Below are 24,494 nucleotides of genomic sequence, written 5' to 3' on the forward strand. Positions count from 1 at the left end.
GCAGCCGCTGTATAGAGGTTTTGAAATGACTGAACGTCTGAACAACGACTTCCAGTTCATCGAAGTCGGGCGCAAGGATCCGAAGAAGAAGCTGCTGCGTCAGCGCAAGCGGGAATTCGTCGAGATCTACGACCTGTTCAAGCCGCAGCAGGCCCAGGATCAGGCGCATCGCTGCCTCGGTTGCGGGAACCCCTACTGCGAGTGGAAGTGCCCGGTGCACAACTTCATCCCGAATTGGCTGAAGCTGGTTTCGGAGGGCAACATCCTCGCCGCCGCCGAACTGTCGCACCAGACCAACACCCTGCCGGAAGTCTGCGGCCGGGTCTGCCCGCAGGACCGCCTCTGCGAGGGCGCCTGCACCCTGAACGACGGCTTCGGTGCGGTGACCATCGGCTCGGTGGAGAAGTACATCACCGACACCGCCTTCGCCATGGGCTGGCGTCCCGACATGTCCAAGGTCACCCCGACCGGCAAGCGCGTCGCGATAGTCGGTGCCGGTCCGGCCGGCCTCGGCTGCGCCGACATTCTGGTGCGTAACGGGGTGACTCCGGTGGTGTTCGACCGCAACCCGGAAATCGGCGGCCTGCTGACCTTCGGCATCCCCGAGTTCAAGCTGGAGAAAAGCGTGCTGAGCCGCCGCCGCGAGGTGTTCGCCGGCATGGGCGTCGAGTTCCGCCTGAACACCGAGGTGGGCAAGGACGTGACCATGCAGCAGCTGCTCGACGAGTTCGACGCCGTGTTCATGGGCATGGGCACCTACACCTACATGAAGGGCGGCTTCCCCGGCGAGGACCTGCCGGGCGTGCACGACGCGCTGGACTTCCTGATCGCCAGCGTCAACCACAACCTCGGCTTCGAGAAGTCCGCGGAAGACTTCATCGACATGAAGGGCAAGAAGGTGGTGGTGCTGGGCGGCGGCGACACCGCCATGGACTGCAACCGCACCTCGATCCGCCAGGGCGCCAAGGGCGTGACCTGTGCCTACCGCCGCGACGAGGAGAACATGCCGGGTTCCCGTCGCGAAGTGAAGAACGCCAAGGAGGAGGGCGTGAAGTTCCTCTACAACCGCCAGCCCATCGCCATCGTCGGCGAGGACAAGGTGGAGGGCGTCAAGGTGGTCGAGACCCGTCTCGGCGAGCCGGATGCCCGCGGCCGACGCAGCCCCGAGCCGATCCCCGGCTCCGAGGAGATCCTCCCGGCCGATGCCGTGGTGATCGCCTTCGGCTTCCGTCCGAGCCCGGCGCCGTGGTTCGAGGAACTGCAGATCAAGACCGACAGCCAGGGCCGGGTGATCGCGCCGCTGCAGGACAACAGGTTCAAGCATCAGACCAGCAACCCGAAGATCTTCGCCGGCGGCGACATGGTGCGTGGCTCCGACCTGGTGGTCACGGCGATCTACGAAGGCCGCCAGGCGGCCGAGGGCATCCTCGACTACCTGGGCCTCTGAGACGGCCGCGGCACGCCGCAGACATCGGGCAGCAAGAAGGCACGGCACCCGCCGTGCCTTTTGCGTTGGGCTTTGCGAAAATGCCCGGCACTCTCTCGCTGGAACCCTGCCATGACTGTCCTGAAGAACGACCGCTTCCTCCGCGCCCTGCTCAAGCAACCCGTCGACGTCACTCCGGTGTGGATGATGCGCCAGGCTGGCCGCTACCTGCCGGAATACCGGGCGACCCGGGCCAAGGCGGGCGACTTCATGAGTCTGTGCATGAACCCCGCGCTGGCCTGCGAGGTGACCCTGCAGCCCCTGGACCGCTATCCGCAGCTGGATGCGGCGATCCTCTTCTCCGACATCCTCACGATTCCCGACGCCATGGGCCAGGGCCTGTACTTCGAAAGCGGCGAGGGGCCGCGCTTTCGCAAGGTGGTCTCCAGCCTGGCGGACATCGAGGCCCTGCCGGTGCCCGATCCCGAGCAGGATCTCGGCTACGTGATGGAGGCGGTGCGCACCATCCGCCGCGAGCTGAACGGCCGGGTGCCGCTGATCGGCTTCTCCGGCAGCCCCTGGACCCTGGCCACCTACATGGTCGAGGGTGGCTCGTCCAAGGACTTCCGCAAGTCCAAGGCGATGCTCTACGACAACCCGCAGGCCATGCACCTCCTGCTCGACAAGCTGGCCCGGGCGGTCACCAGCTATCTCAATGGACAGATCCTGGCCGGCGCCCAGGCGGTGCAGATCTTCGACTCCTGGGGCGGCAGCCTGTCGTCGGCGGCTTACCAGGAGTTCTCCCTGGCCTACATGAAAAGGATCATCGACGGCCTGCTCCGCGAGCACGAAGGCCGGCGCGTGCCGGTGATCCTCTTCACCAAGGGCGGCGGTCTGTGGCTGGAGGCCATGGCCGAGAGCGGCGCCGAGGCGCTGGGCCTGGACTGGACCTGCGACATCGGCAGCGCCCGCGCCCGCGTCGGCGACAGGGTCGCCCTGCAGGGCAACATGGACCCGAGCGTGCTCTATGCCAACCCGGCGGCGATCCGCGCCGAGGTGGCGCGCATTCTCGCCAGCTACGGCGAAGGCACGGGGCATGTGTTCAACCTCGGCCATGGCATCACCCCCGAGGTCGACCCGGCCCATGCCGGCGCCTTCTTCGAGGCGGTGCACGAGCTGTCGGCGCAGTATCACCGCTGAGCCATCTTTCCGTAGGCTGGGAAACGGCCGCAGGCCTTTCCCGCCATCGGTGCCCCAGACGGAAAAGCGCTGCGCGCGTTTTCCACCCTCTCAGGCCAGCCCGGCTGTGCGCTGCCGGGCAAGGCCTGTCTCAGGCGCTGGGCTGCTTCGGCGGCAGGCGCGACAGGTGCAGGGCCACCCCCAGGGCCAGGCTGAGCAGCGCGGCGATGAACAGGCCGACGCCCGTCCAGCCGCCGTGCTGCCAGAAGTAGCCGCCCGCCGTGCCGGCCACGCTGGAACCCACGTAGTAGCTGAACAGGTACAGCGACGAGGCCTGGCCGCGGGCCTGCAGGGCGCGGCGGCCGACCCAGCTGCTGGCCAGCGAATGGGCGGCGAAGAAGCCGAAGGCGAACAGCAGCATGCCGGCCAGGATCAGCCCCAGCGGGGCGCACAGGGTCAGCAGCACGCCGCCGAGCATCAGCAGGATCGCCGGCCAGAACACCCGGTGGCGGCCCAGGCGGTCGGCCAGCAGTCCGGCCTGGGTCGAGCTGTAGGTGCCCGACAGGTAGACCACCGAGAGCGTGCCGAGCAGGCTCATGCTGAGGTTGTAGGGCGGCTCGAGCAGGCGGTAGCCGATGTAGTTGAACAGGGTGACGAAGCCGCCCATCAGCAGGAAGGCCTCGAGAAACAGCCAGGGCAGGCCGCGGTCGGAGAGGTGCAGGCGCAGGCCGTGGGCCAGGTTGGCGAAGCTCAGCGGCGTCGCGCGGAAATGCCGCGAATCCGGCAGCAGGCGCCAGAACGCCAGTGCCGCGAGCAGCGCCAGAGCGCCGAGGGCGGCCAGCGCCGCCTGCCAGGAGAAGAAGTCCAGCAGCACGCCGCTGACCAGCCGGCCGCTCATCCCGCCCAAGGCGTTGCCGGAGATGTACAGGCCCATGGCCAGGCCCAGATGCTGGGGGTGGATCTCCTCGCTGAGGTAGGACATCGCCACCGCCACCAGGCCGCTGAGCGACAGGCCGACCAGTGCGCGCATCAGGAGCAGGGCATGCCAGTCGGGCATCAGCGGACCGAGCAGGGTGAACAGCGCCGCCGCGCAGAGCGCCGCGACCATCACCGGCTTGCGGCCGATGGCGTCGGACAGCGGGCCGGTGAGCAGCAGGCCGACGGCCAGGGTGATGGTCGAGATCGACAGCGCCAGGCTGCTCTGCGCCGCACTCAGGGCGAAGGCGGCGGAGAGCACCGGCAGCATCGGCTGCACGCAGTAGAGCAGGGCGAAGGTAGCGAAGCCGCCGGCGAACAGCGCCCAGTTGGTGCGGCGGAATTGCGCCGTGCCCTTTTCGATCAGGGGAACGGCTGCGCTGCAGGCGGGTACGGGCTGGGCGGCAAGGGTGTTCATCTCGACCTCGGTGCGGGCGATGGCCGGCCGGCGGTCCGGCGGGATGCCGCTCAGGATAGGTGAGGCGATATTCTCGATTCCAATATATTGTTCGACTGGTTTGATATGTCTTGCGAATCAATGGGGCCGCCATGGAACTCCGCCACCTGCGCTACTTCATCGCCGTCGCCGAGGAGCTGCACTTCGGCCGTGCCGCCGAACAGCTGGGCATTTCCCAGCCGCCCCTGAGCCAGCAGATCCAGGCAATGGAAGAGGAACTTGGCGTGCGCCTGTTCGAGCGCACCAACCGCCGGGTGGCGCTCAGCGAGGTCGGCCGGCTGTTCCTGCCCGAGGCGCGCCAGGTGCTGGCCCAGCTGGAGCAGGCGGTCGCCGTGGCCCGGCGCGCCCAGCGCGGCGAGCTGGGCGAGCTGAAGGTCGGCTTCACCTCTTCGGCGCCCTTTACCTCGACCATTCCACGGGCGATCCGCGCTTTTCGCCAGGCCTGTCCGGAGGTGCACCTGGACCTGCGCGAGCTGAGCAGCCGCGGGGTTGCCGAGGCGGTCCACGAGGGCCGGCTGCAGGTCGGGGTGCTGCGCCCGCTGGCGCCCCTGCCGGAGGAGCTGGTGGCCCTGGAGCTGTTCGCCGAGCCGCTGGTGGTGGTCCTGCCGGTCGGCCATCCGCTGGCCGGCGGCGCCGACGGGGTGCGTCTGGCGGAGTTGGGCGAGGAGCCCTTCGTGTTCTTTCCGCGCAGCTTCGGCACCGGGCTCTACGACCAGCTGCTCGAGCTGGCGCGAGCCGCCGGCTTCGTACCGCGCATCGTCCAGGAGGCCAGCGAGGCCATGACCCTGATCGGCCTGGTGGCCACCGGCCTGGGCGTCACCGTGCTGCCAGCCTCATTCAGCCGCATGCGCATCGACGGGGTGGTCTGCCGCACCTTGCTCGATCCCGGCGCCACTACCGCGGTGTGGCTGGTGCGCCGGCGGGATGAGGACTCGCCGCTGGTCCGGCGCTTCGCCGAGCTGCTCGAGCGGGAGGCGCGCGAGGCGCAGGCGCTGCGGGAGGCCACCAAGGGATAGGCGCACGCGCGTGCGGAAATGGGGTTAAATGCAGAGTCTGCAGCGAACAGGCCGGAAGGAGGGAGCGGTATGCGGCGCGTGGTGTTCAATCAGAAGGGCGGCGTCGGCAAGTCGAGCATCGCCTGCAACCTGGCGGCGGTGAGCGCGGCGGAAGGCTATCGCACCCTGCTGGTCGATCTCGACAGCCAGGCCAACTCCACCCACTACCTCAGCGGACTCTGCGGCGAGGCCATTCCGCTGGGCATCGCCGACTTCTTCAAGCAGGTCCTCGCCGGCGGGGTGGGCAAACGGCCGAAGGTCAAGGTGACCGAGACGCCCTTCGCCAACCTCGACCTGGTCACCGCCTCGGCCGAGCTGGCCAGCCTGCAGCCCAAGCTGGAGGCCAAGCACAAGATCACCCGCCTGCGCAAATTGCTCGACGAACTGGCCGAGGATTACGAGCGGATCTATCTGGACACCCCGCCGGCGCTGAACTTCTACACGGTTTCCGCGCTGATCGCCGCCGACCGCGTGCTGATTCCCTTCGACTGCGACAGCTTCTCGCGCCAGGCGCTGTACGGCCTGCTCGCCGAGATCGACGAGCTGCGCGAGGACCACAACGAGGATCTCAAGGTCGAGGGCATCGTGGTCAACCAGTTCCTGCCGCAGGCGGCGCTGCCGCAGCGCATGCTCGACGAGCTGATCGCCGAGGCGCTGCCGCTGCTGCCGGTGTACCTCGGCAGCTCGGTGAAGATGCGCGAGTCGCACCAGGCCTGCACGCCGCTGATCCACCTCGACCCGCGACACAAGCTGACCCGACAGTTCGTCGCGCTGCACGATCTGCTGGAGGCGGCCGACTGACTGTCGCGGAGTAGTCTCAAAGGCCCTAACGCACCACCAGCAGGTCGCAGGGCGGGTTGTCCAGGTAGTGACGGGTCAGGCTGCCGAGCAGCCGCTCGCTCAGCGCGTCGCGGCTGTGTCCGCCGAGGGCGAGCAGCTGCGCAGCCTGGTCGGCGAGCGCGGCATCCAGGCAGGCCTGGCGCTCGCCGCTCTGGAAGCTGTGGCTGAACTGCACGGCGCGCGGCGGCAGGGCGGTGAATTCGGCGCCGATGAAGCGCTCGAAGAGCGACTGCTGGAAGGCGCGCTCGTCCGGATTGTCCGCGGTACGGATGGTGGCGACCTCCTGCACGTGCAGGGCCTTGAGCTGTGCGCCGGGCGGCAGCAGCTGCCAGGCGGCGCGCAGGGCGCGGCTGGCGCAGGGGGAGAAGTCGATGGCGGCGAGGGCGCGCGCGTAGGGCGCGCCGGCCGGATCGACCGCCACCAGCACGGGAATCGGGCTGGCCTCGAGGATGCGTTCCTGGACGCTGCCGGCGAACCCCTGTGTCGGCTGCCGATGGTGGCTGCCGAGCACCAGCAGATCGCAGTTGCCGAGGCTGATGTACTGCAGGATGAGTTCGGCGGGGTGGGGCCCCACCTCCAGGCGCAGTTGCACGTCGAGTGGCGGCTGGCCCTGCAGATGGGTGGCCAGGGTCCGTTCCTCGGCGCTGCGCAGCCGGGCCAGCAGGGCCGGCGAGGGCTGGCTGGAGGCCACGTGCAGCAGGGTCAGGCGCGCTCGCAGTTGGCCGGCCAGCTGGATGGCGCGACGCAGGGCGATATCGGCTTCCGGGCTGAGATCGTGGGCGATCAGAATGTGCTTGACCATGGCGCTTCCTCCTGAGGGGGGACTCAGTCTGGCGGCAAGTCGGAAACAGGGCCTTGACTTGCGGCAAGCCCGCCGCCGCCGCGATGTGACGCCGGCGACGCTTCAGACGCCCTGCTGGCGCAGCCAGGCGAGCAGCTGCGGCAGCGGCAGGGCGCCGCTCTGGCGGGCGACTTCGCGGCCGTCCCGGAACAGGATCAGGCTGGGAATCGAGCGGATCCCCAGCTGTCCGGCCAGCTGCGGCTCGGCCTCGCTGTCCAGCTTGGCCAGGCGCACCCGTCCGCTCAGCTCCCGGGCGGCCTGCTCGAAGACCGGCGCGAAGGCCTTGCACGGCCCGCACCAGTCGGCCCAGACGTCCAGCAGCAGCGGCAGGTCGCCCCTGAGCTGGGCGGCGAAGCCGGCGGCGTCGACGGCGAAGGGGCTGCCGGGCAGCACGGGGCTCTTGCAGCGTCCGCAGCGCGGTGCCTCGTCCAGGCGCGCGGCGGGGAGGCGGTTGAGGCTGTGGCAATGCGGGCAGGGGATCAGCAGGGCGTCGGTCATGGCGGGCTCCGGAGGCGTTCGTTCCCTATCTGGAGCCGCGGGCGGGGAAATCAAGGGAGGCTGCCGCCGAGCGGACCCGGTGGCAGCGGAGGGGCTCCGTGCCTCAGGCCAGGCCGATATAGATGTTGTAAGCGCTGATCAGGGTGATCAGGCAGCCAACGATGGTCAGCAGGGTTCGGGCCGACAGCTTTTTGCACAGCATGGCGGCGAAGGGGGAGGCGAACAGGCCGCCGAACACCAGGCCGGCGACCAGCTTCCAGGTATCCGGCTGCCCGGCCAGCAGGATGAACGAGGTGGCGCTGGAAAGGGTCAGGAAGAACTCGGCGAAGTTGACCGAACCAATGGTGGTGCGCGGGTCGCTGCCGGAACCGAGCAGGCTGCTGGTGACCACCGGACCCCAGCCGCCGCCGCCGGCGGCATCGACGAAGCCACCGAACAGGGCCAGCTTGGCCACATGCTTGGGCGCCTTGCGCTGGATCACATGGCGGTACGCCTTGCTCAGGATGTACAGGCCCATCAGCAGCAGGTAGGCGGAAATGAAAGGCTTGAGCACCTTGCCGTCGAACTGGGTGATCAGCACCGCGCCGAGTACTGCGCCGATGACCCCTGGCAACAAGAGACGCAGAAACAGCGACTTGTTGACGTTGCCCAGCTTGACGTGAGCGATACCGGATAGCCCGGTGGTGAACACCTCGGCGATGTGTACGCTGGCGCTGGCCGCTGCCGGCGAGGCGCCGGCACTGAGCAGGAAGGTGGTGGCCGTGATGCCGTAAGCCATGCCCAGCGCGCCATCGATGATCTGCGCGAAGAAGCCAACGGCAACGGCGCTCCAGAAGGTCGGGCTGGCCAGGGTCTGCTCGATGATCTCCAGACCAGTGATGCCGCCGTTGTCGCCGAAGAACAGGCGCCAGGTGAGAAATACCACCAGCCCGGCCAGGATCAACGCGGCCGCCCACATGGCTGCGCGCAGGACGGGGTGGTTGTCCGGGTGCGAAACGAAGTCTTCTACGGGAGGTAATCCCAGTGCCTGGTGCTCCGCGTTGAGCAGACTTGGGCTGAGATCGAGATCGCGGATTTTCATGCAGTTGCGCCTGACAGTGGGTTGTAGAACAGGCAAAAGCGAGGCCGGCGCAAAAGATAAGCGGCTTTCCTTAGATAGTCTAAGAATGTTTGAGAAGGTTTATATGCAAAACAGGATTAAGTATGCCTGATTGCCTGCCTTGTCCGGCGTGCGGCATCCTGAGAACTTGTGGCACGTCCGGCAGGAGACCTCATGAAAGCACTGGACGACGAAATCGGCCGTCAGCTGGCCCGGGCGATCGCCGCCGGCCAGCTGCGCGGCGGAGCGGGCAAGCCGCTGGAGATCGACGAGGCCTGGCTGCAGACCCCGCCCGGGTTGCGCATGGCCTTCCAAGTTCTGAAGAGCGCCGGGGTGCAGCCCGCGGAGATGGAGCTGTTTCAGCGGCGCGCCAGCCTGCGCGCCGACCTGGCGGCCGCAGACGACGAGGCCACCCGCCTGCGCCTGCAGCGCCAGCTGGCCGAGCTGGAGCAGGACATCGCCTTCCGTCTGGAGGCGCTGCGCAGGCTGGGGCAGGGCTGAGTTCGTCGGCTCAGGACGAACAGCTGATCTCCAGGTGCTTGCCCCATTCCGGCGGGCGTTCGGCGTAGCGCTCCAGCCCCGGCTGTTCGCCGAAGGGGCGCGAGAGCACCGCATGCAGTTCGCGCACCGGGCCGTAGTCGCCCCGTTCCGCCGCCTCGATGGCCTGCTGGGCCAGGTAGTTGCGCAGGATGTACTTCGGGTTGACGGCGTGCATGCGCGCGCGCCGCGCCGCTTCGTCCGTCTCGCCCTCGCGGGCCAGGCGCGCCAGATGGTCCTCGGCCCAGGCGTCGAAGCCGGCCAGGTCGACGAAGTCCTCGCGCAGGCGCTGCAGGGCGATGGGTGCCGGGCTGTCGCCCAGCTCGCGAAAGAAGCGGCTGTAGTCCACCGCGCTGGCCTGCATCAGCTGCAGCAGGCGCTGCACCCGCTCGCGGTCGTCGGCTTCCGCGGTGGCGAGGCCGAGGCGGCGGCGCATCAGCTCCAGCCAGGCGCCGCGGAACAGCGGCAGGAAGCGCTTGAGGCTGTCCAGCAGGGTGTCCTTGTCGATGAACGGCGTCAGCGCCTGGGCCAGTGCGGAGAGGTTCCAGTGGGCGATCGGCACCTGGTTGTCGAAGGAGTAGCGCCCGGTGTCGTCGGAGTGGTTGCAGACGAAGCCCGGGTCGAAGTCGTCGAGGAAGGCGTAGGGGCCGAAGTCGAAGGTGATGCCGAGGATCGACATGTTGTCGGTGTTCATCACCCCGTGGCAGAAGCCGTAGGCCTGCCAGCGGGCGAGCAACGCGGCGGTGCGCTCCAGCACCCGGTCGAAGAAGGCGCGGTAGGGATCGGGCTGGGCGAGGCAGTCAGCGAAGTGCTCGGCGATGACATAGTCCAGCAGCTGGCGCAGCGCCTCGTGCTGGCGGCTGTAGTAGAAGAACTCGAAATGGCCGAAGCGCACGTGGCTCGGCGCCAGGCGCAGCAGCATGGCGGCGCGCTCCTCGGTTTCCCGCCACACGGGGGTGTCCGAGGCGGTCACGCAGAGCGCCCGCGAGCTGGGGATGCCGAGGGCGTGCAGGTGTTCGCTGGCGAGGAATTCGCGGATCGAGCTGCGCAGCACCGCGCGGCCGTCGCCCATCCGCGAGTAAGGGGTCTTGCCGGCGCCCTTGAGGTGCAGTTCCCAGCGCTCGCCGGCGGCGTTGACCGCCTCGCCGAGCAGCAGGCCGCGGCCGTCGCCGAGCTGGGGGTTGTAGAAGCCGAACTGGTGTCCGGAATAGACCATGGCGCGCGGCTCGGCGCCGGGCCAAGGCTGCTGTCCGGAACAGAATGCGACGAGCTGCGGGTCGTCGGCCGCGGCCGGCTCGAGATCGAGCAGTGCCAGTGCCGCCGGGCTCGCCACCACCAGCCGCGGCGCCGCGATGGGCAGCGGCGCCACGGCGGTGGAGAAGGCCTCGCCGAGGCGGGCGAAGCGGTTGTCGAGGGTGAGTTCGCTCAGGCGTTTCACGCTGTTCTTCCGGGGCTACCTGGGAGAACCCACCATAACACGCTCGCCCGCCGTCGGAATCAGGCCTGCCCGCCCGCCGCGGGCGGGGCGCTGGGTTTGATTGTCGCCGCGCCGAGGGCGGCCTGGAGTTCGCCGTTCTCGAGCTGCTGTTCCTGGCCCTTGGCGTTCTTGACGAACACCTCGACCTGGCGGAAGGCGATGTCGATGTGGTGCTCGCGGAACAGTTCGTCGATGCGCCGGTTGATCTCGTCGGTGGCGCGGCCGCGGTCGGCCAGTTCGCGCACGTGGATGATCAGGTCGTGGTCCAGGGTGCTCTCGCCGAAGGTCTGGAACAGCACCAGCGGCGGCGGCTCGCGCAGTACCCGCGGGTTCTCGTTGGCGGCCTGGTAGAGCAGTTCGCGCACCCGGTCCAGGTTCGAGCCGTAGCCGACGCCGACCTTGAGCACCAGGCGGGTGACGGTGTCGGCCAGGGTCCAGTTGGTCAGCTGGCTGGTGATGAAGGTCTTGTTCGGGACGATCACCACCTTGCGGTCGGCGTCGATGATGTGGGTGGCGCGGATGCGGATCTTGCTCACCGAGCCGCTGACGCCGCCGACGGTGACCAGGTCGCCGATGCGCACCGGGCGCTCGAAGAGGATGATCAGGCCGGAGATGAAGTTGGCGATGATCTCCTGCATGCCGAAGCCGATGCCCACCGAGAGCGCGGCGACCAGCCACTGCAGCTTGTCCCAACTGACCCCGAGGGTGGACAGGGCGCTGACGATGCCGAAGCCGAAGATCACGTAGTTGAGCAGGGTGGTGGTGGCATAGGCGCTGCCCTGGCCCAGGTTCAGCCGCGATAGGATGAGCATTTCCAGCAGGCCCGGCAGGTTGCGCGCCAGGACCACGGTGAGGGCGGCGATCAGCAGGGCGGCGAGGACGTCGCGCAGGCTGATCGGCACCAGGCTGGCGGTCGCGCCGCTTCCGCTGGTGAATTCGTAGAGGGTGACGTTGTCCAGGTAGTCGACCACCGTGATCAGGTCGGCCCAGACCCAGTACAGGACGCCGAGCAGCAGGCCGAACAGGGTCAGGCGGATCAGCCGCAGCGACTGCTGGTTGACCTGCTCGATATCCAGCGCCGGCTCCTCTACCGCTTCGCCGCTCTCGGCGCCGTCCGCCGCGGCGGCCTGGCGCTTGGCCAGCGCGCGCTGGTAGGCCAGGCGGCGTGCCGCCACCGCCAGGCCGCGCACCAGAGTGGCTTCCGCGACGACCCAGACCAGCAGCACATAGAGGCTTTCGACCAGACGATCGCCGAGGCGCAGGGCGGTGTAGTAGTAGCCGAGCGCCAGGCCGACGATCAGGCCGACCGGCAGCAGGGTGAACAGGATGCCGACCAGCAGGTTGAGGAACGAGGGTTTGTCCTTTTCCGGGCCGCGCAGCAGGAGCTTGCCGAGCATCCAGGCCAGCAGCGCGTAGCCGGAGAGCAGCACGAGGATGCCGAGCACGTCGTCGTCCAGGGCGCCCGGCTGGTTGCGGGCGAAGCCGATCACCCCGACCAGGGCCAGCACGACCAGGGTGAAGTGGCGGATCTGCCGGCGCAGGAAGGCGACCTGCGGTCTCGGCCAGCCGAAGTGCAGTTCGGCGACGCCGCCTTCGGCAAGGATCTTGTAGGTGCCGTAGAGCACCAGCCAGGCCAGCGCCATGTCGTTCAGCGCGGCCCCGAGGTAGGGGTTCTGGCCGCGGGCGTCCATCTGCAGGGTGTAGCCGCCGAGGGCGAGGAACAGGGTGCCGGGCAGGGCCAGCAGCAGGTTGAGGAGCAGTGCCTTGGGGGTATGCCGCTGGCTGTCGCGGCGGTAGTGGCCGATGTCGGCGTGCAGCGTGTCGAGCTTGCGGGTGATGGCGCCGCGCTGCCAGACCAGCACGCCGATCAGCAGCAGCAGCGGCAGGAAGACCCAGGGGCGTTGGATCAGGCCGGTGCCCAGATCCTTGAGAATGGTCGTCCACGAGGTGTCGGCGATCTGCTCCTGGAGACGCTGCGGGGCGGTCTTCAGCCAGTCCAGGTCGAGCGGCTTGTTGCTGGGAATCCAGAACAGCTGCTCTTCCAGGGTGGCCGCCATCTTTTTCGCGGTATCGAGCAGCTGCTTCTGGTTCAGCTGCAGGGTGATCGCCTCGTTGAGCAGGGCGTTGAGTTCGCGGTCGAGACGATCGATCAGCTCGCTGCGGCTGTTCACCAGCTCCAGCAGGGCGCTGCGCAGCGCCGGATCGGCCGGCGCTTCCCCTTCTGCCGTCTGCTTGGCCAGCAGGCGGTCGACATAGGCGGACGGATTGCCGATGTCGCTGCGCGTCTGGCCGAGTTCGAACTGGGAGAGACGGATGTCGCCGATCTCGTCGGTGAGACGGCCGTTGGTCTGCACCTGGGGCAGGGCGAGCTTCTGCTGGAGGAGGATCTTGGCCAGCAGCAGACTGCCGCGCAGGACCTCGATCTGCTCCTCAAGGGCCTGCTCGTTCTGGACGAGGCTGTCCAGGGTATGCTTGGTTTCCAGGTTCTGCCGGGTGCGCTCGTTGAGCTGGTCGGTGGTGCGCAGCAGGGTGTCGGACAGCTTCAGGTTGGCGGCGGTTTCCTTGGCCAGCAGGCTGTCGGAGCCGGCCGCGCTGGCATCGCGGGAGAGCGCGGCGAAGGTTTCCTCGGACATCGCCAGGCGTTTTTCGTTGATCACCGCCTGCATGGCGGCGATCTCCTGCGTCAGGCGCTGGATGCGCTCCTGCAGCAGGTCGCGCTGGCTGGCGCCCAGCTCCAGCAGCTGGCTGTTGCCGGCCAGCTCCTGGCGGCGCAGCGCGGTCTTGGCCTCCAGGGCGGCCAGTTCGGCCTCCAGCAGGCCGCGGCCTTCCGCGCTTAGCGCCTTGCCGTCCTGCTTGCCGCTCTTGAGCAGGGCGTTGATTTCCAGGGTGCGGGCCTGGTTCGCGGCGATTTCCGTCTGCGCCCGCTCCGGGCGGGTCTGCGAGCTGACCAGCAGGCTGTTGGCGTCGTTCAGCGCCTGCTGCCATTCGGCCAGCTGGGCGTTGCGGGCGGTCAGTTGGTCCATCAGCCGCGGCAGCGGGGTATTGCCGTTCGGCGGGCTCACCGGCTTCTGCGCGGCTTCCTTGAGGCTGGCCAGCTCGCGCTGGGCGGCCTTGGTCTGCTGCGGCGCGGCGGCCAGCTGGCGCTTGAGTTCGGTCATCGCCTGCCCGCTCTCCTGGAGGAGATCGAGCTGGATCAGGGTCTGCTCGAGCTGCTGCTTGACGGCGGCCTGTTCGGCCTCCGGCAGCTTGCGCTCGGCCAGCCCTTCCAGGCTGGTCTGCACGGCCTTGCGGCTGGGCGGCTCGGCGGCCTGCAGGCCGGGAATCTGGAGGCAGAGCGCGAGAAGAAGAACGCTGAACAGGGAACGCGAAACAGTCATGGCGTCTGGGTCTTTCGGCTGAAAAAGGCCCCAGTGTAGCAAACGATGCCTTTTTCGCACGCCCGTCCGACGAGCTCGCCTCTCAGAGGAACAGGGCCGGTCCCGAACGGCTGCCGTCCTCGGGGAACTTCAGGCCGACCTTGCACACCCGGTCGCCCTCCATGGCCGCCACGGTCCAGGTCATGCCGTTCCATTCCACGTGGTCGCCGACCACCGGATGGCCGCCGATCAGCCCGGCGATGAAGCGGCCGAGCGACTGCTGGCCGTCGATGCCGTCGAGCTTCAGGCCGTAGAGCGCCGCCAGGGCGCCCAGCTCGGCCTCGCCCTCGAGCACGAAGTCGCCGAAGAAGCGCAGGTCCTGGCCGCGCTGCGGCGGCTGGCTGAACAGCTTGCCGAGACTCGGCAGATCCTCCTCGTGACCGATCACGCAGAGCAGGTCGCCAACCTCCAGGCGGGTGCTGCCGGACGGGTGGAGCAGCTGCCGGCCGCGGAACAGCGCGGCGATGCGCGTGCCGTCGGGCATCTTCAGGTCGCGCAGGGCGGCGCCGATGCACCACTTGTTGGCGCTCAGGCGATAGATGAACAGCTCCCACTGGCTGGTGGGGTGGATCTGCAGGCCGGTCCGCGAGATCGGCGTGGGCGAGGGCGGCACCTCGACCCGGGCCTTGCGCGCCGCCCAGCCGAGGGTGGTGCCCTGCAGCAGCAGCGACACCAGCACGATGAAGAAGGCCACGTTGAAGTACAGGTTCGCCTGGGGCAGCCCGGCCATCAGCGGGAAGACCGCGAGGATCACCGGCACCGCGCCGCGCAGGCCGACCCAGGAGATGAACAGCCGCTCGCGCAGGTGGAAGTTGGGAAACGGCAGCAGGCCGAGGAACACCGACAGCGGGCGGGCGACGAGGATCATCCACAGCGACAGGCCCAGCGCCGGCAGGGCGATGGGCAGCAGGTCGCTGGGGGTGAGCAGCAGGCCGAGGACCAGGAACATGCCGATCTGGCTGATCCAGGCCAGGCCGTCGAACATGTGCAGGATGCCGTGGCGGTTGCGGATCGGCCGGTTGCCCATCAGCAGCCCGCAGACGTAGACGGCGAGGATGCCGCTGCCGCCGATCGCGCCGGCGAGGGCGTAGATCATGATGCCGCCGCTGACCGCCAGCAGCGGATAGAGGCCGTCGGCCACGTCGAGGCGGTTGATCAGTTGCAGCAGCAGCCAGCCGCCGGCCAGGCCGAGGGCGATGCCGATGCCGAACTGCTGCAGCAGGCTGACCAGTACGCCCCAGCCGGAGCCGACCTGCCCGGAGGCGAGCATGTCGATCAGCGTCACGGTGAGGAACACGGCCATCGGGTCGTTGCTGCCCGACTCGATTTCCAGGGTGGCGCCGACCCGCTCGTTGAGGCCCTTGCCGTTGAGCAGGTTGAACACCACCGCGGCATCGGTGGAGCCGACGATGGCGCCGATCAAGAGGCCCTGCAGCAGGCTGAGGTCGAACAGCCAGGCGGCGGCCAGTCCGGTCAGCCCGGAGGTGACCGCCACCCCCAGGGTGGCCAGCGACATCGCCGGCCAGAGCGCCACGCGGAAGGTGGCGACGCGGGTGCGCATGCCGCCGTCGAGGAGGATGATCGCCAGGGCCAGGTTGCTGACCAGGAAGGCCAGGGAGTAGTCGTCGAAGACGATGCCGCCGATGCCGTCGACCCCGGCGAGCATGCCGACGCCAAGGAAGATCACCAGGATCGGGATGCCGAGCCGGGTGGACAGGGAACTGAGCAGGATGCTGGAGCCCACCAGCAGCGCGCCGATCAGGAACAGGGTGTTGATGGTGGCGGCATCCAAATCGGGTCTCCTGGTCGGCCGGCGGAAGGACCCACGCATATATGCATTGGGCGTGCCAACGGATTAAAGCCGCTGCCTTGCCCGACTGTCAAAGGATATGTTCGGCGCTTTCGGAGGAGCGGGGAGGGCGTCTGTTCGGCCGCTTGCGGGCCTCTCGGGCAGGGGCTGGAAGCCGCTCTGCGGCATGCGCCGGCGGCCTGTCGACAGGGCCGGCCGGCGCGCCGTTCGGAGTTATTGCGGCGGCTGGCCTTCGCTGCGCCGGCGCTCGGTGACCGGGACGCCGCCGATGCCCCAGTTGTCGGTATCCACCTCGTCGATCACTACCACGGTGGTCGCCGGGTTCTTGCCCAGCACCTCGACGAGCAGCCGGGTGGCGCCTTCGATGAGCTGGCGTTTCTGTTCGGCGGTCGCGCCTTCGCGGGTGATCTTGATGTTCACGTAGGGCATTGCTGGATTTCCTTGTGCAGGAAGTGGACGGGAATCAGCCAGGTCCAGGCGAGCGCCCAGAGCAGGGCGCCGGCGCCGAGGGCGAAACTCTGGGTCAGGCTGCCGCCCTGGCCGACCCAGAGTCCGGCGAGCCAGGGGCCGAGCAGCTGGGCGCCGCCGTACAGGGCGATCAGCGCGGCGGACAGGCGCGGTCCCTGGTGCGGTTGCAGGCTGCGGGCCAGGCGCTGGGTCAGCAGCACGCTGCCGACGAAGGTCCCGCCCACCAGCAGGGCGCAGAGCAGCACGCCGCTCGCCCCCGGCCAGAGCAGCGGGGCGGCGGCGCCGAGGGCCTGCAGGGCGTAGCTGGCGAGCAGCGCGCGGCGGTCGCCGAGGCGCGCGCCGAGGTGGTTCCACAGCGGGATCGACAGCAGGCAGGCCAGCGCGGTCCAGCGCCAGGCGCCTTCGAGCAGCGGATCGCCGACCGGCAACTGCTCGCGGGCCAGGGTCGGCAGGAAGGTCATCGGCAGGATGTAGCCGAGACCGGCGCCGGCGTAGGCGAGAAACAGCGGCGTGCTGGCCCGGTCGAACAGCGCCGTGGCGGGTGCTGTGCCTTTTTCCGTGCCGCTCGCCGGGCGGGGCGGCAACTGCAGGCGGGCCAGCAGCCAGGCGCCGAGCAGGGCCAGCGGCACGGCCAGGGCGGCCATCGGCAGCCAGCGCTGCGCGCCGGCGAGCGAGGCGGCCGGCCAGTTGGCCAGGCCGTTGGAGAGCAGCAGGCCGGCGGCGAAGCCGAGGTAGACCAGGCCGCTCAGCCCGGCGCGCTGCCGGCTGGCCAGCCATTCGAGGACCAGCGCCGGGGCGAGGACGAACACCACGCCGTTGCTGATGCCGTTGGCCAGGCGCAGCACCAGCAGCAGCGCGTAGTCGCTGGCGAAGCATTGCGCCAGGGTGATGAGGGCGTTCAGCAGCAGCGCGAGGGGCAGGCCCAGGCGCAGCCGCGACGGAGTGTGGAGGACCAGGGCGAGCAGGGCGCCGAGCAGGTAGCCGACGTAGTTCCAGGTCGCCAGCTGCGAGCCCTGCTGCAGATCGACCAGGCCGTCGGCGAGAAAGTGCGGCAAGAGCGGGGTGAAGGCGAAACGGCCGAGGGCGTGCACCACCACCAGCGCGGCGCTGCCGCCGAGCAGGGCGAGAAGGATCTGACGGGGCTGAGCAGCCATGGGCAAGGCGCCTTCCGTGGTTTTTTGGCTACCTTAGCGATTGTCCGGATGTGACTGCCAGTGAAAAATACTGAAGCCAGTTTTCACTTTTTGTGTTGTCGAGGTGTCCATGTCCTCCTGGGAGCGGCTCAATCCCCAACTGCTGCGCCACTTTCTCGCGGTCAGTCGCGCTGGCTCGCTGATCGGCGCGGCCCAGCAGCTGCACTGCGTGCCGTCGAACGTCTCCGCGCGGCTGCGCCAGCTGGAGGCGCAGCTCGGCGTCGCGCTGTTCCAGCGCCAGGCGCAGCGCCTGCGCCTGACCCCGGCGGGAACCCGCCTGCTGCCCCATGCCGAGCGGCTGGAACAGCTCTGCCGGGCGGCCTGGAGCAGTGTTCAGGAGGATCTCTGGGCCGGCGAGCTGCGCCTGGGCTCGATGGAAACCACCGCCGCCGTGCGCCTGCCCGAGGTGCTGGCGGCCTTCCACCGGGAGGCGCCGCGGCTCGATCTGAGCCTGGTAACCGGCACCAGCGGCCATCTGCTCGGCGAGGTGCTCGTCGGGCGCCTGGACGCCGCGCTGATCGGCGGTCCCTACGAGGACCCGCGGTTGCACGGCGAAGTGTTGTGGCACGAGGAGCTGGTCCTGGTGCTTCCGGAAGGACAGACCCTGGAGTCCCTGGCGCAGGCGCCGGTGACCCTGCTCGGCTTTCCCAGCGGCTGTCACTACCGCGAGCGCCTGGAACGCTGGAGCGAGCGCCACCGCCTGCAGATCGGCGCGCGGCAGAGCTATGGCTCGATCGACGCGATCCTCGGCGGCGCCGCCGCCGGCATGGGCATCGGCCTGCTGCCGCGCAGCCTGCTGGAGCTGCATCCGCGCGGGCGGCTGGTGCGCTGGCAGCCGATCGAGGCCGACCTGGCGGCGGCGCCGACGCTGCTGGTGCGCCGTCGCGATGCGCCGGTGCACGGGGCGCTGGAGCGCCTGCTCGAATTGCTGCAGGCGACTGCTTGAGGCGGCCGGCAAGCGGGTAAACTGTGCGGCCCGAGGAGTCCGCCTGCCATGAACTACCGTCACGCCTTCCATGCCGGCAACCACGCCGACGTCCTGAAACACCTGGCCCTGGCCCGCCTGATCGCCCTGCTGGCGCGCAAGGAGGCCCCCTTCGCCTACCTCGACAGCCATGCCGGCGTCGGCCTCTACGATCTGCAGGGCGATGCCGCCAGCCGCACCGGCGAGTGGCTGGAGGGCATCGCCCGCCTGTGGGACGCGGCGGACCTGCCCGCGCCGGCCGCCGACTACCTGCGCGTGGTGCGCGAGCTGAACGCGGACGGCAGGCTGCGCCACTATCCCGGCTCGCCCGAGTTGGCGCGCCGCCTGACCCGCCCGCAGGATCGCCTGCTGCTCAACGAGAAGCACCCCGAGGACGGCCGCCTGCTCAAGGAGAACATGGCCGGCGACCGCCGCGTCGCGGTGCACCTGGGCGAGGGCTGGCATGTCCCGCGCGCTCTGCTGCCGGTGGCGGAGAAGCGCGCCCTGCTGCTGATCGACCCGCCCTTCGAGCAGGCCGACGAGCCGGAGCGCTGTGCCCAGGCGCTGCAGGAGGCCATCGGCCGGATGCGCCAGACGGTGGTGGCGATCTGGTACCCGATCAAGGACCTGCGCCAGCTCAGGCGTTTCTATCAGGATCTGCAGAAGAGCGGCGCGCCCACGCTGCTGCGCGCCGAACTCTACGTGCATCCGGCCGATGAGGCGCAGCGGCTGAACGGTTCGGGCCTGGCGATCGCCAATCCGCCGTGGGGGCTGGAGGAGGAGCTGCGCCAGCTGCTGCCCTGGCTGGCCGGGCGTCTGGCGCAGAGCCAGGGCGGCTGGCGGCTCGACTGGCTGATCGAGGAGCAGCCGGCCGCCGCCAAACCCGCCGTTCAGGCGGCCGGACGGAAGAGCCGCAAGCCGTAGGGCGAGTGCAACACGCCGTTGGTCTGCAGCCCCGCCGGTTTCAGGCCGGCGGCAGGCAGACGCCGGTGCCACCCAGCCCGCAGTAGCCGCCGGGGTTCTTCGCCAGGTACTGCTGGTGATAGTCCTCGGCATAGTAGAACGGCGGGGCGTCGGCGATTTCCGTGGTGACCGGGCCGTAGCCGGCCTTCGCCAGTTCCGCCTGGAAGCGCTCGCGGCTGGCCTCGGCGGCAGCGCGCTGGGCGGCGTCGAAGCAGTAGATCGCCGAACGGTACTGGGTGCCGATGTCGTTGCCCTGGCGCATGCCCTGGGTCGGGTTGTGGATTTCCCAGAAAGTCTTCAGCAGCGCCGGGTAATCGGTCTCCTGCGGATCGAACACCACCAGCACCACCTCGGTGTGCCCGGTCAGGCCGGAGCAGACCTCCTCGTAGGTCGGATTCGGCGTGAAGCCGCCGGCATAGCCGACCGCCGTGCTCCACACCCCCGGCTGCTGCCAGAAGCGCCGCTCGGCGCCCCAGAAGCAGCCGAGGCCGAACAGCGCCCGCTGCAGCCCGGCCGGGAAGGGCGGCTTCAGGGGGTGGCCGTTGACGTGGTGGGCCGCCGGCACCGGCATGGCCTCGGCGCGTCCGGGCAGCGCCTGGGCGGGATCGGGCAGGGCCAACTGGTGGGCGAGAATCTGCGAGCGCAGCACCATGGGGGTTCTCCTTGGAGTTCGACGAGGCTTCGCCGACTATCCTAGCGCGGAAATAAAAAAGCCCCGCCACAAGGGCGGGGCTGAAGATTAAAGAGCGTGCCGGGTTCGGCTCGCTCTTTAAGGGAAGCTCACAGCAGCATCGAGCGGATATCCGCCAGCAGGTCGCCGAGACGCTTGGTGAAGCGCGCCGCGGCGGCGCCGTTGATCACCCGGTGGTCGTAGGACAGCGACAGCGGCAGCATCAGGCGCGGCTGGAAGGCCTTGCCGTCCCACACCGGCTGCATGCTGGCCTTGGACACGCCGAGGATCGCCACTTCCGGCGCATTGACGATCGGCGTGAAGCCGGTGCCGCCAATGTGGCCGAGACTGGAGATGGTGAAGCAGGCGCCCTGCATGGCGTCGGCGCCGAGCTTCTTGGTGCGTGCCTTCTCCGCCAGTTCGGCGGCCTCGGCAGCCAGCTGCAGCAGGCTCTTCTGGTCGACGTTGCGGATCACCGGGACCAGCAGGCCGTCCGGCGTGTCCACGGCGAAGCCGATGTGCACGTACTTCTTGCGGATCACCGCCTGGCCGCTGGGGGCCAGGGAGCTGTTGAACTCCGGCAGCTCCCTGAGCAGGTAGGCGCAGGCCTTGAGCAGCAGCGGCAGCACGGTCAGCTTGACCCCGGCCTTCTCGGCGACGGCCTTCTGCGCGACGCGGAAGGCTTCCAGCTCGGTGATGTCGGCCGAGTCGAACTGGGTCACGTGCGGCACGTTCAGCCAGCTGCGGTGCAGGTTGGTGGCGCCAATCTGCATCAGGCGGCTCATCGCCACCTCTTCCACCTCGCCGTACTTGGCGAAGTCGACCGGCGGAATCGGCGGGATGCCGGCGCCACCGGCTGCGCCGGAAGCCGGCGCCTCCTTGGCCTTCTGCATCATCGCCTTGACGTAGACCTGCACGTCCTCCTTGAGGACACGACCGCGCGGGCCGCTGGCAGTCACTGCCGCCAGCTCGACGCCGAACTCGCGGGCCAGCTGGCGCACGGCCGGACCGGCATGCACCTTGGCGCCGTTGCGGGTCGGTGCGCCGACCGGTGCCGCGGCCGGGGCAGCTGCAAGCGGAGCGGCTGGCGCGGCGGCCGGCTGGGCCGGTGCTGCGGCGGGGGCCGGCGCGGCCGGTGCTGCTGCCGGAGCCGGCGCCGGCGCACCGCCGGCGGCGCGCAGGATGAGGATCAGGTCGCCGGTGCCGACTTCGTCGTTGAGGGCGATGGAGACGCTCTCCACCAGGCCGGCGGCCGGGGAGGGGATCTCCATGCTGGCCTTGTCCGACTCCAGCACGATCAGCGACTGCTCGGCCTGGACCTGGTCGCCGGCCTTGACCAGCAGCTCGATGACCTTCGCCTTGCCGGACGAGCCGATGTCGGGAACCCGGATCTCCTGGCTAACGGCCGCGGCGGGAGCCGCCGGTGCGGGGGCCTCGGCAGCCGGGGTCTCGGCGGTAGGGGCCGGCGCGGCGGGCGCGGCAGCCGGTGCGCCGGCAGCGGCAGCGGCGGCGGCTTCCAGCTCGATGATCGCGTCGCCTTCCTTGAGCTTGTCGCCCAGCTTGACGCTCACGCTCTTGACCTTCCCGGCCTTGGGGCTGGGGACTTCCATGCTGGCCTTGGCGGACTCCAGCACCACCAGCCCCTGCTCGACCTCGATGAGGTCGCCGACCTTGACCAGCAGCTCGATGACTTCCCCATCGCCGCCGATATCGGGTACGCGGATGATTTCGCTCACGATGGCTCTCCTCAGCAGTCCAGGGGGTTGCGCTTGTCGGGATCGATGCCGAACTTGACGATGGCCTCGGCGACCACCTTGGGTTCGATATCACCGCGATCGGCCAGCGCTTCCAGTGCGGCCAGCACCACCCAGTAGCGGTCCACCTCGAAGAAGTGACGCAGCTTCTTGCGGCTGTCGCTGCGGCCGAAGCCGTCGGTGCCGAGCACCTTGTATTCCTTGCTCGGGACCCACTGGCGGATCTGGTCGGCGAACAGCTTCATGTAGTCGCTGGAGGCCACCACCGGACCCTTGCGGCCGGTCAGGCATTGCTCGACGTAGCTCTGCTCCGGCTTCTGTCCCGGGTGCAGGCGGTTGCGGCGCTCCACGGCCAGGCCGTCACGGCGCAGCTCGTTGAAGCTGGTCACGCTCCATACGTCGGCGGCGATGTTGTAGTCCTCGCGGAGGATCTTCGCCGCTTCGCGCACTTCGCGCAGGATGGTGCCGCAGCCGAGCAGCTGGACGTGGTGCGCGGCGTCGCGCTTGTCCTCTTCCAGCAGGTACATGCCCTTGACGATGCCTTCCTCGACGCCTTCCGGCATGGCCGGCTGAGTGTAGGCCTCGTTCATCGCGGTGATGTAGTAGAAGACGTTCTGCTGCTCTTCGGTCATCTGGCGAATGCCGTCGCGGATGATCACCGCCATCTCGTAGGCATAGGTCGGATCGTAGGTGCGGCAGTTGGGGATGGTCGAGGCCATGATGTGGCTGTGACCGTCCTCGTGCTGCAGGCCTTCGCCGTTGAGCGTGGTGCGTCCGGCGGTACCGCCGATCAGGAAGCCGCGCGCCTGGCTGTCGCCGGCCGCCCAGGCCAGGTCGCCGATGCGCTGGAAGCCGAACATCGAGTAGAACACGTAGAACGGCAGCATCGGCTGGTTGTGGTTGCTGTAGGCGGTCGCCGCGGCGATCCAGCTGGACATGGCGCCGGCCTCGTTGATGCCTTCCTCGAGGATCTGGCCCTTCTTGTCCTCGCGGTAGAACATCACCTGGTCCTTGTCCACCGGCTCGTAGAGCTGGCCGACCGAGGAGTAGATGCCGAGCTGGCGGAACATGCCTTCCATGCCGAAGGTGCGTGCCTCGTCGGGGATGATCGGCACGATGCGCGAACCCAGCTCCTTGTCCTTGACCAGCTGTGCGAGGATCCGCACGAAGGCCATGGTGGTGGAGATTTCGCGGTCGCCGGTGCCGTCGAGGATCGCCTTGAGGGTGTCCAGCGGCGGGGTCGGGATGCTGATGCTCTTGCTGCGGCGCTGCGGGACGAAGCCGCCCAGGGCCTCGCGGCGGCTGCGCAGGTACTTCATCTCCGGGCTGTTCTCGTCCGGCCGGTAGAACGGCAGGGTTTCCAGCTCGTCGTCCTTCAGCGGGATGTCGAACTTGTCGCGGAAGAGCTTGAGGCTCTCGACATCCATCTTCTTCACGTTGTGGGCGATGTTCTTCGCCTCGCCGGCTCCGGTGCCGTAGCCCTTGATGGTCTTGGCGAGGATCACGCTCGGCTGGCCCTTGTGGTTGACCGCCTGGTGATAGGCGGCATAGACCTTGTAGGGGTCGTGGCCGCCGCGATTGAGTTTCCAGATGTCCTCGTCGGACATCTCCTTGACCATCTCCAGCAGCTCGGGACGGGCGCCGAAGAAATGTTCGCGGACGAAGGCGCCGTCTTTGGCCTTGTAGTTCTGGTAGTCGCCGTCGACCACCTCGTCCATGCGCTGCTGCAGCAGGCCGGCATGGTCCTTGGCGAACAGCGGGTCCCAGAAGCGGCCCCAGACCACCTTGTTGACGTTCCACTGGGCACCGCGGAACACGCCTTCGAGCTCCTGGATGATCTTGCCGTTACCGCGCACCGGGCCGTCGAGGCGCTGCAGGTTGCAGTTGATGACGAAGATCAGGTTGTCCAGCTTCTCGCGGCCGGCCAGGGCGATGGCGCCGAGGGATTCCGGCTCGTCGCACTCGCCGTCGCCCATGAAGCACCAGACTTTCTGCTTGCCGGGGGTGATGAAGCCGCGGTCTTCCAGGTACTTCATGAAGCGCGCCTGGTAGATCGCCTGGATCGGGCCCAGACCCATGGAGACGGTGGGGAACTGCCAGAAGTCCGGCATCAGGTGCGGGTGCGGGTAGGAGGACAGGCCGTTGCCGTCGACTTCCTGCCGGTAGTTCTGCAGCTGATCTTCGCTGAGGCGGCCTTCGAGGAAGGCGCGGGCGTAGACGCCGGGGGAGGCGTGGCCCTGGAAGTAGATCAGATCGCCGCCGTGTTCCGCGGTGGGCGCCTGAAAGAAATAGTTGAAACCGATATCGTAGAGGGTGGCGCTGGAGGCGAAGCTGGAGATGTGGCCGCCCAGGTCCGGGTCCTTCTTGTTCGCCCGCATGACAGTGGCCAGCGCGTTCCAGCGTACCAGGGAGCGGATGCGGCGCTCCATGAACAGGTCGCCGGGCATGGGCGCTTCGTGGGTCACCGGAATGGTGTTGCGGTAGGGCGTGGTGATCGCATAGGGCAGTTGGGTACCCGTACGGGTGGCCAGCTCACCCATCCGGGTCAGCAGATAGTGGGCGCGGTTTTCGCCTTCGTGATCGAGGACGGATTCGAGAGCGTCCAGCCACTCCTGGGTTTCGATGGGGTCAAGGTCTTGCATGTCTGGCATGTCTTGCTCCATAGCGGAAGGCTTCCTTGAGTCGGGAGCCTGGATGCGCGGCCGGCCTTATGGGCGACGGCGGGATTGTTGTTAGTGGTCGGCGGGTGATCCGACTGTCTTGTAGTTTTACTACAAAACAATGGCGCTTTCAGCCCCCCCCCAAGGATTTTTGTAAAATTACCCCGCGGGCCGGGACTCGAGCCGCTTGCGGACAGGCCCGGTCGAGACAG

Annotated in this window: 19 protein-coding genes; 7 read left to right on the forward strand and 12 right to left on the reverse strand. The window is 68.6% G+C overall.

All coding sequences use genetic code 11. From position 1 onward, the window contains the following. Positions 1-25 precede the first annotated feature (25 nt). Together ACG10_RS03465 and hemE are read left to right on the forward strand one after the other, a co-directional pair. Positions 26-1,447 carry an FAD-dependent oxidoreductase gene (locus ACG10_RS03465; protein ID WP_089167138.1) on the forward strand — a complete coding sequence of 474 codons (1,422 nt, stop codon included), beginning with the start codon at positions 26-28 and terminating at the stop codon, positions 1,445-1,447. Between the two features lie 111 nt (positions 1,448-1,558). Next, positions 1,559-2,626, forward strand: coding sequence for a uroporphyrinogen decarboxylase (gene hemE, locus ACG10_RS03470; protein WP_089167139.1), 1,068 nt, complete (start codon positions 1,559-1,561; stop codon positions 2,624-2,626). A 130-nt stretch (positions 2,627-2,756) separates the two neighbouring features. Here hemE and ACG10_RS03475 read toward each other — a convergent pair whose 3' ends face one another. Continuing rightward, positions 2,757-3,998: an MFS transporter gene (locus ACG10_RS03475; protein WP_089167140.1), complete on the reverse strand. Its 1,242-nt coding sequence runs from the start codon at positions 3,996-3,998 to the stop codon at positions 2,757-2,759. Positions 3,999-4,129: 131 nt separating this feature from the next. Between ACG10_RS03475 and ACG10_RS03480 the strand changes: the two genes are divergently transcribed. Together ACG10_RS03480 and ACG10_RS03485 are read left to right on the forward strand one after the other, a co-directional pair. Then, entirely contained in the window at positions 4,130-5,053 is a 924-nt protein-coding gene (locus ACG10_RS03480) for a LysR family transcriptional regulator (RefSeq protein ID WP_039801879.1), read from the forward strand. 69 nt (positions 5,054-5,122) lie between these two features. After that, the gene (locus ACG10_RS03485; RefSeq protein WP_039801881.1) at positions 5,123-5,893 is read left to right on the forward strand and encodes a ParA family protein; all 771 of its coding nucleotides are present in this window, start codon (positions 5,123-5,125) and stop codon (positions 5,891-5,893) included. A 25-nt stretch (positions 5,894-5,918) separates the two neighbouring features. Here ACG10_RS03485 and ACG10_RS03490 read toward each other — a convergent pair whose 3' ends face one another. The 3 genes from ACG10_RS03490 to ACG10_RS03500 form a co-directional block, all read right to left on the reverse strand. Next, entirely contained in the window at positions 5,919-6,734 is an 816-nt protein-coding gene (locus ACG10_RS03490) for a universal stress protein (RefSeq protein ID WP_089167141.1), read from the reverse strand. A 102-nt stretch (positions 6,735-6,836) separates the two neighbouring features. Next, positions 6,837-7,271 (reverse strand): thioredoxin TrxC, encoded by a 435-nt coding sequence (trxC, locus tag ACG10_RS03495; RefSeq protein WP_089167142.1) that lies wholly within the window; start codon positions 7,269-7,271, stop codon positions 6,837-6,839. A 103-nt stretch (positions 7,272-7,374) separates the two neighbouring features. Then, positions 7,375-8,352 (reverse strand): sulfite exporter TauE/SafE family protein, encoded by a 978-nt coding sequence (locus tag ACG10_RS03500; protein ID WP_089167143.1) that lies wholly within the window; start codon positions 8,350-8,352, stop codon positions 7,375-7,377. A gap of 192 nt (positions 8,353-8,544) precedes the next feature. On the opposite strand from ACG10_RS03500, the gene ACG10_RS03505 reads away from it, so the two are divergent. Then, positions 8,545-8,871, forward strand: a complete 327-nt coding sequence (locus tag ACG10_RS03505; RefSeq protein ID WP_039801886.1) for a DnaJ family domain-containing protein — start codon at positions 8,545-8,547, stop codon at positions 8,869-8,871. Positions 8,872-8,881: 10 nt separating this feature from the next. Here the strand turns inward: ACG10_RS03505 and selO are convergent, their stop codons facing one another. From selO to ACG10_RS03530, 5 genes are all read right to left on the reverse strand, one after another. Continuing rightward, a complete protein-coding gene (gene selO, locus ACG10_RS03510) occupies positions 8,882-10,345 on the reverse strand; it encodes a protein adenylyltransferase SelO (RefSeq protein WP_089167144.1) in 1,464 nt (487 codons plus the stop codon). A gap of 59 nt (positions 10,346-10,404) precedes the next feature. Further along, positions 10,405-13,761 carry a mechanosensitive channel MscK gene (gene mscK / locus ACG10_RS03515; protein ID WP_089167145.1) on the reverse strand — a complete coding sequence of 1,119 codons (3,357 nt, stop codon included), beginning with the start codon at positions 13,759-13,761 and terminating at the stop codon, positions 10,405-10,407. Between the two features lie 82 nt (positions 13,762-13,843). Further along, complete coding sequence (locus ACG10_RS03520) at positions 13,844-15,592, reverse strand: potassium/proton antiporter (protein WP_089167146.1); 1,749 nt, start codon at positions 15,590-15,592, stop codon at positions 13,844-13,846. Positions 15,593-15,823: 231 nt separating this feature from the next. Next, the gene (locus ACG10_RS03525; protein WP_089167147.1) at positions 15,824-16,039 is read right to left on the reverse strand and encodes a 2-hydroxymuconate tautomerase family protein; all 216 of its coding nucleotides are present in this window, start codon (positions 16,037-16,039) and stop codon (positions 15,824-15,826) included. Beyond that, entirely contained in the window at positions 16,027-17,232 is a 1,206-nt protein-coding gene (locus ACG10_RS03530) for a YbfB/YjiJ family MFS transporter (protein ID WP_089167148.1), read from the reverse strand. The genes ACG10_RS03525 and ACG10_RS03530 overlap by 13 nt, the downstream gene beginning before the upstream one ends. A 109-nt stretch (positions 17,233-17,341) precedes the next feature. On the opposite strand from ACG10_RS03530, the gene ACG10_RS03535 reads away from it, so the two are divergent. Together ACG10_RS03535 and ACG10_RS03540 are read left to right on the forward strand one after the other, a co-directional pair. Continuing rightward, positions 17,342-18,217 carry a LysR substrate-binding domain-containing protein gene (locus ACG10_RS03535; protein WP_089167149.1) on the forward strand — a complete coding sequence of 292 codons (876 nt, stop codon included), beginning with the start codon at positions 17,342-17,344 and terminating at the stop codon, positions 18,215-18,217. A gap of 48 nt (positions 18,218-18,265) precedes the next feature. After that, positions 18,266-19,159, forward strand: coding sequence for a 23S rRNA (adenine(2030)-N(6))-methyltransferase RlmJ (locus ACG10_RS03540; protein ID WP_089167150.1), 894 nt, complete (start codon positions 18,266-18,268; stop codon positions 19,157-19,159). Between the two features lie 40 nt (positions 19,160-19,199). Here the strand turns inward: ACG10_RS03540 and msrA are convergent, their stop codons facing one another. From msrA to aceE, 3 genes are all read right to left on the reverse strand, one after another. Beyond that, positions 19,200-19,850, reverse strand: a complete 651-nt coding sequence (gene msrA, locus ACG10_RS03545) for a peptide-methionine (S)-S-oxide reductase MsrA (RefSeq protein WP_089167151.1) — start codon at positions 19,848-19,850, stop codon at positions 19,200-19,202. Between the two features lie 128 nt (positions 19,851-19,978). Then, entirely contained in the window at positions 19,979-21,604 is a 1,626-nt protein-coding gene (gene aceF, locus ACG10_RS03550; RefSeq protein WP_089167152.1) for a dihydrolipoyllysine-residue acetyltransferase, read from the reverse strand. Between the two features lie 11 nt (positions 21,605-21,615). Next, positions 21,616-24,264, reverse strand: coding sequence for a pyruvate dehydrogenase (acetyl-transferring), homodimeric type (gene aceE / locus ACG10_RS03555; protein WP_089169784.1), 2,649 nt, complete (start codon positions 24,262-24,264; stop codon positions 21,616-21,618). Positions 24,265-24,494 lie beyond the last annotated feature (230 nt).

This window comes from Azotobacter chroococcum, from assembly GCF_002220155.1.
Lineage (GTDB): Bacteria > Pseudomonadota > Gammaproteobacteria > Pseudomonadales > Pseudomonadaceae > Azotobacter > Azotobacter chroococcum.

Coding starts and splice junctions, on each gene's coding strand:
- ACG10_RS03535 (WP_089167149.1), top strand. CDS start 17,342: ATGTCCTCCTGGGAGCGGCTCAATCCCCAACTGCTGCGCCACTTTCTC.
- ACG10_RS03505 (WP_039801886.1), top strand. CDS start 8,545: ATGAAAGCACTGGACGACGAAATCGGCCGTCAGCTGGCCCGGGCGATC.
- ACG10_RS03530 (WP_089167148.1), bottom strand. CDS start 17,232: ATGGCTGCTCAGCCCCGTCAGATCCTTCTCGCCCTGCTCGGCGGCAGC.
- aceE (WP_089169784.1), bottom strand. CDS start 24,264: ATGCAAGACCTTGACCCCATCGAAACCCAGGAGTGGCTGGACGCTCTC.
- ACG10_RS03465 (WP_089167138.1), top strand. CDS start 26: ATGACTGAACGTCTGAACAACGACTTCCAGTTCATCGAAGTCGGGCGC.
- ACG10_RS03500 (WP_089167143.1), bottom strand. CDS start 8,352: ATGAAAATCCGCGATCTCGATCTCAGCCCAAGTCTGCTCAACGCGGAG.
- trxC (WP_089167142.1), bottom strand. CDS start 7,271: ATGACCGACGCCCTGCTGATCCCCTGCCCGCATTGCCACAGCCTCAAC.
- ACG10_RS03525 (WP_089167147.1), bottom strand. CDS start 16,039: ATGCCCTACGTGAACATCAAGATCACCCGCGAAGGCGCGACCGCCGAA.
- mscK (WP_089167145.1), bottom strand. CDS start 13,761: ATGACTGTTTCGCGTTCCCTGTTCAGCGTTCTTCTTCTCGCGCTCTGC.
- ACG10_RS03475 (WP_089167140.1), bottom strand. CDS start 3,998: ATGAACACCCTTGCCGCCCAGCCCGTACCCGCCTGCAGCGCAGCCGTT.
- ACG10_RS03540 (WP_089167150.1), top strand. CDS start 18,266: ATGAACTACCGTCACGCCTTCCATGCCGGCAACCACGCCGACGTCCTG.
- ACG10_RS03490 (WP_089167141.1), bottom strand. CDS start 6,734: ATGGTCAAGCACATTCTGATCGCCCACGATCTCAGCCCGGAAGCCGAT.
- hemE (WP_089167139.1), top strand. CDS start 1,559: ATGACTGTCCTGAAGAACGACCGCTTCCTCCGCGCCCTGCTCAAGCAA.
- ACG10_RS03480 (WP_039801879.1), top strand. CDS start 4,130: ATGGAACTCCGCCACCTGCGCTACTTCATCGCCGTCGCCGAGGAGCTG.
- msrA (WP_089167151.1), bottom strand. CDS start 19,850: ATGGTGCTGCGCTCGCAGATTCTCGCCCACCAGTTGGCCCTGCCCGAT.
- ACG10_RS03485 (WP_039801881.1), top strand. CDS start 5,123: ATGCGGCGCGTGGTGTTCAATCAGAAGGGCGGCGTCGGCAAGTCGAGC.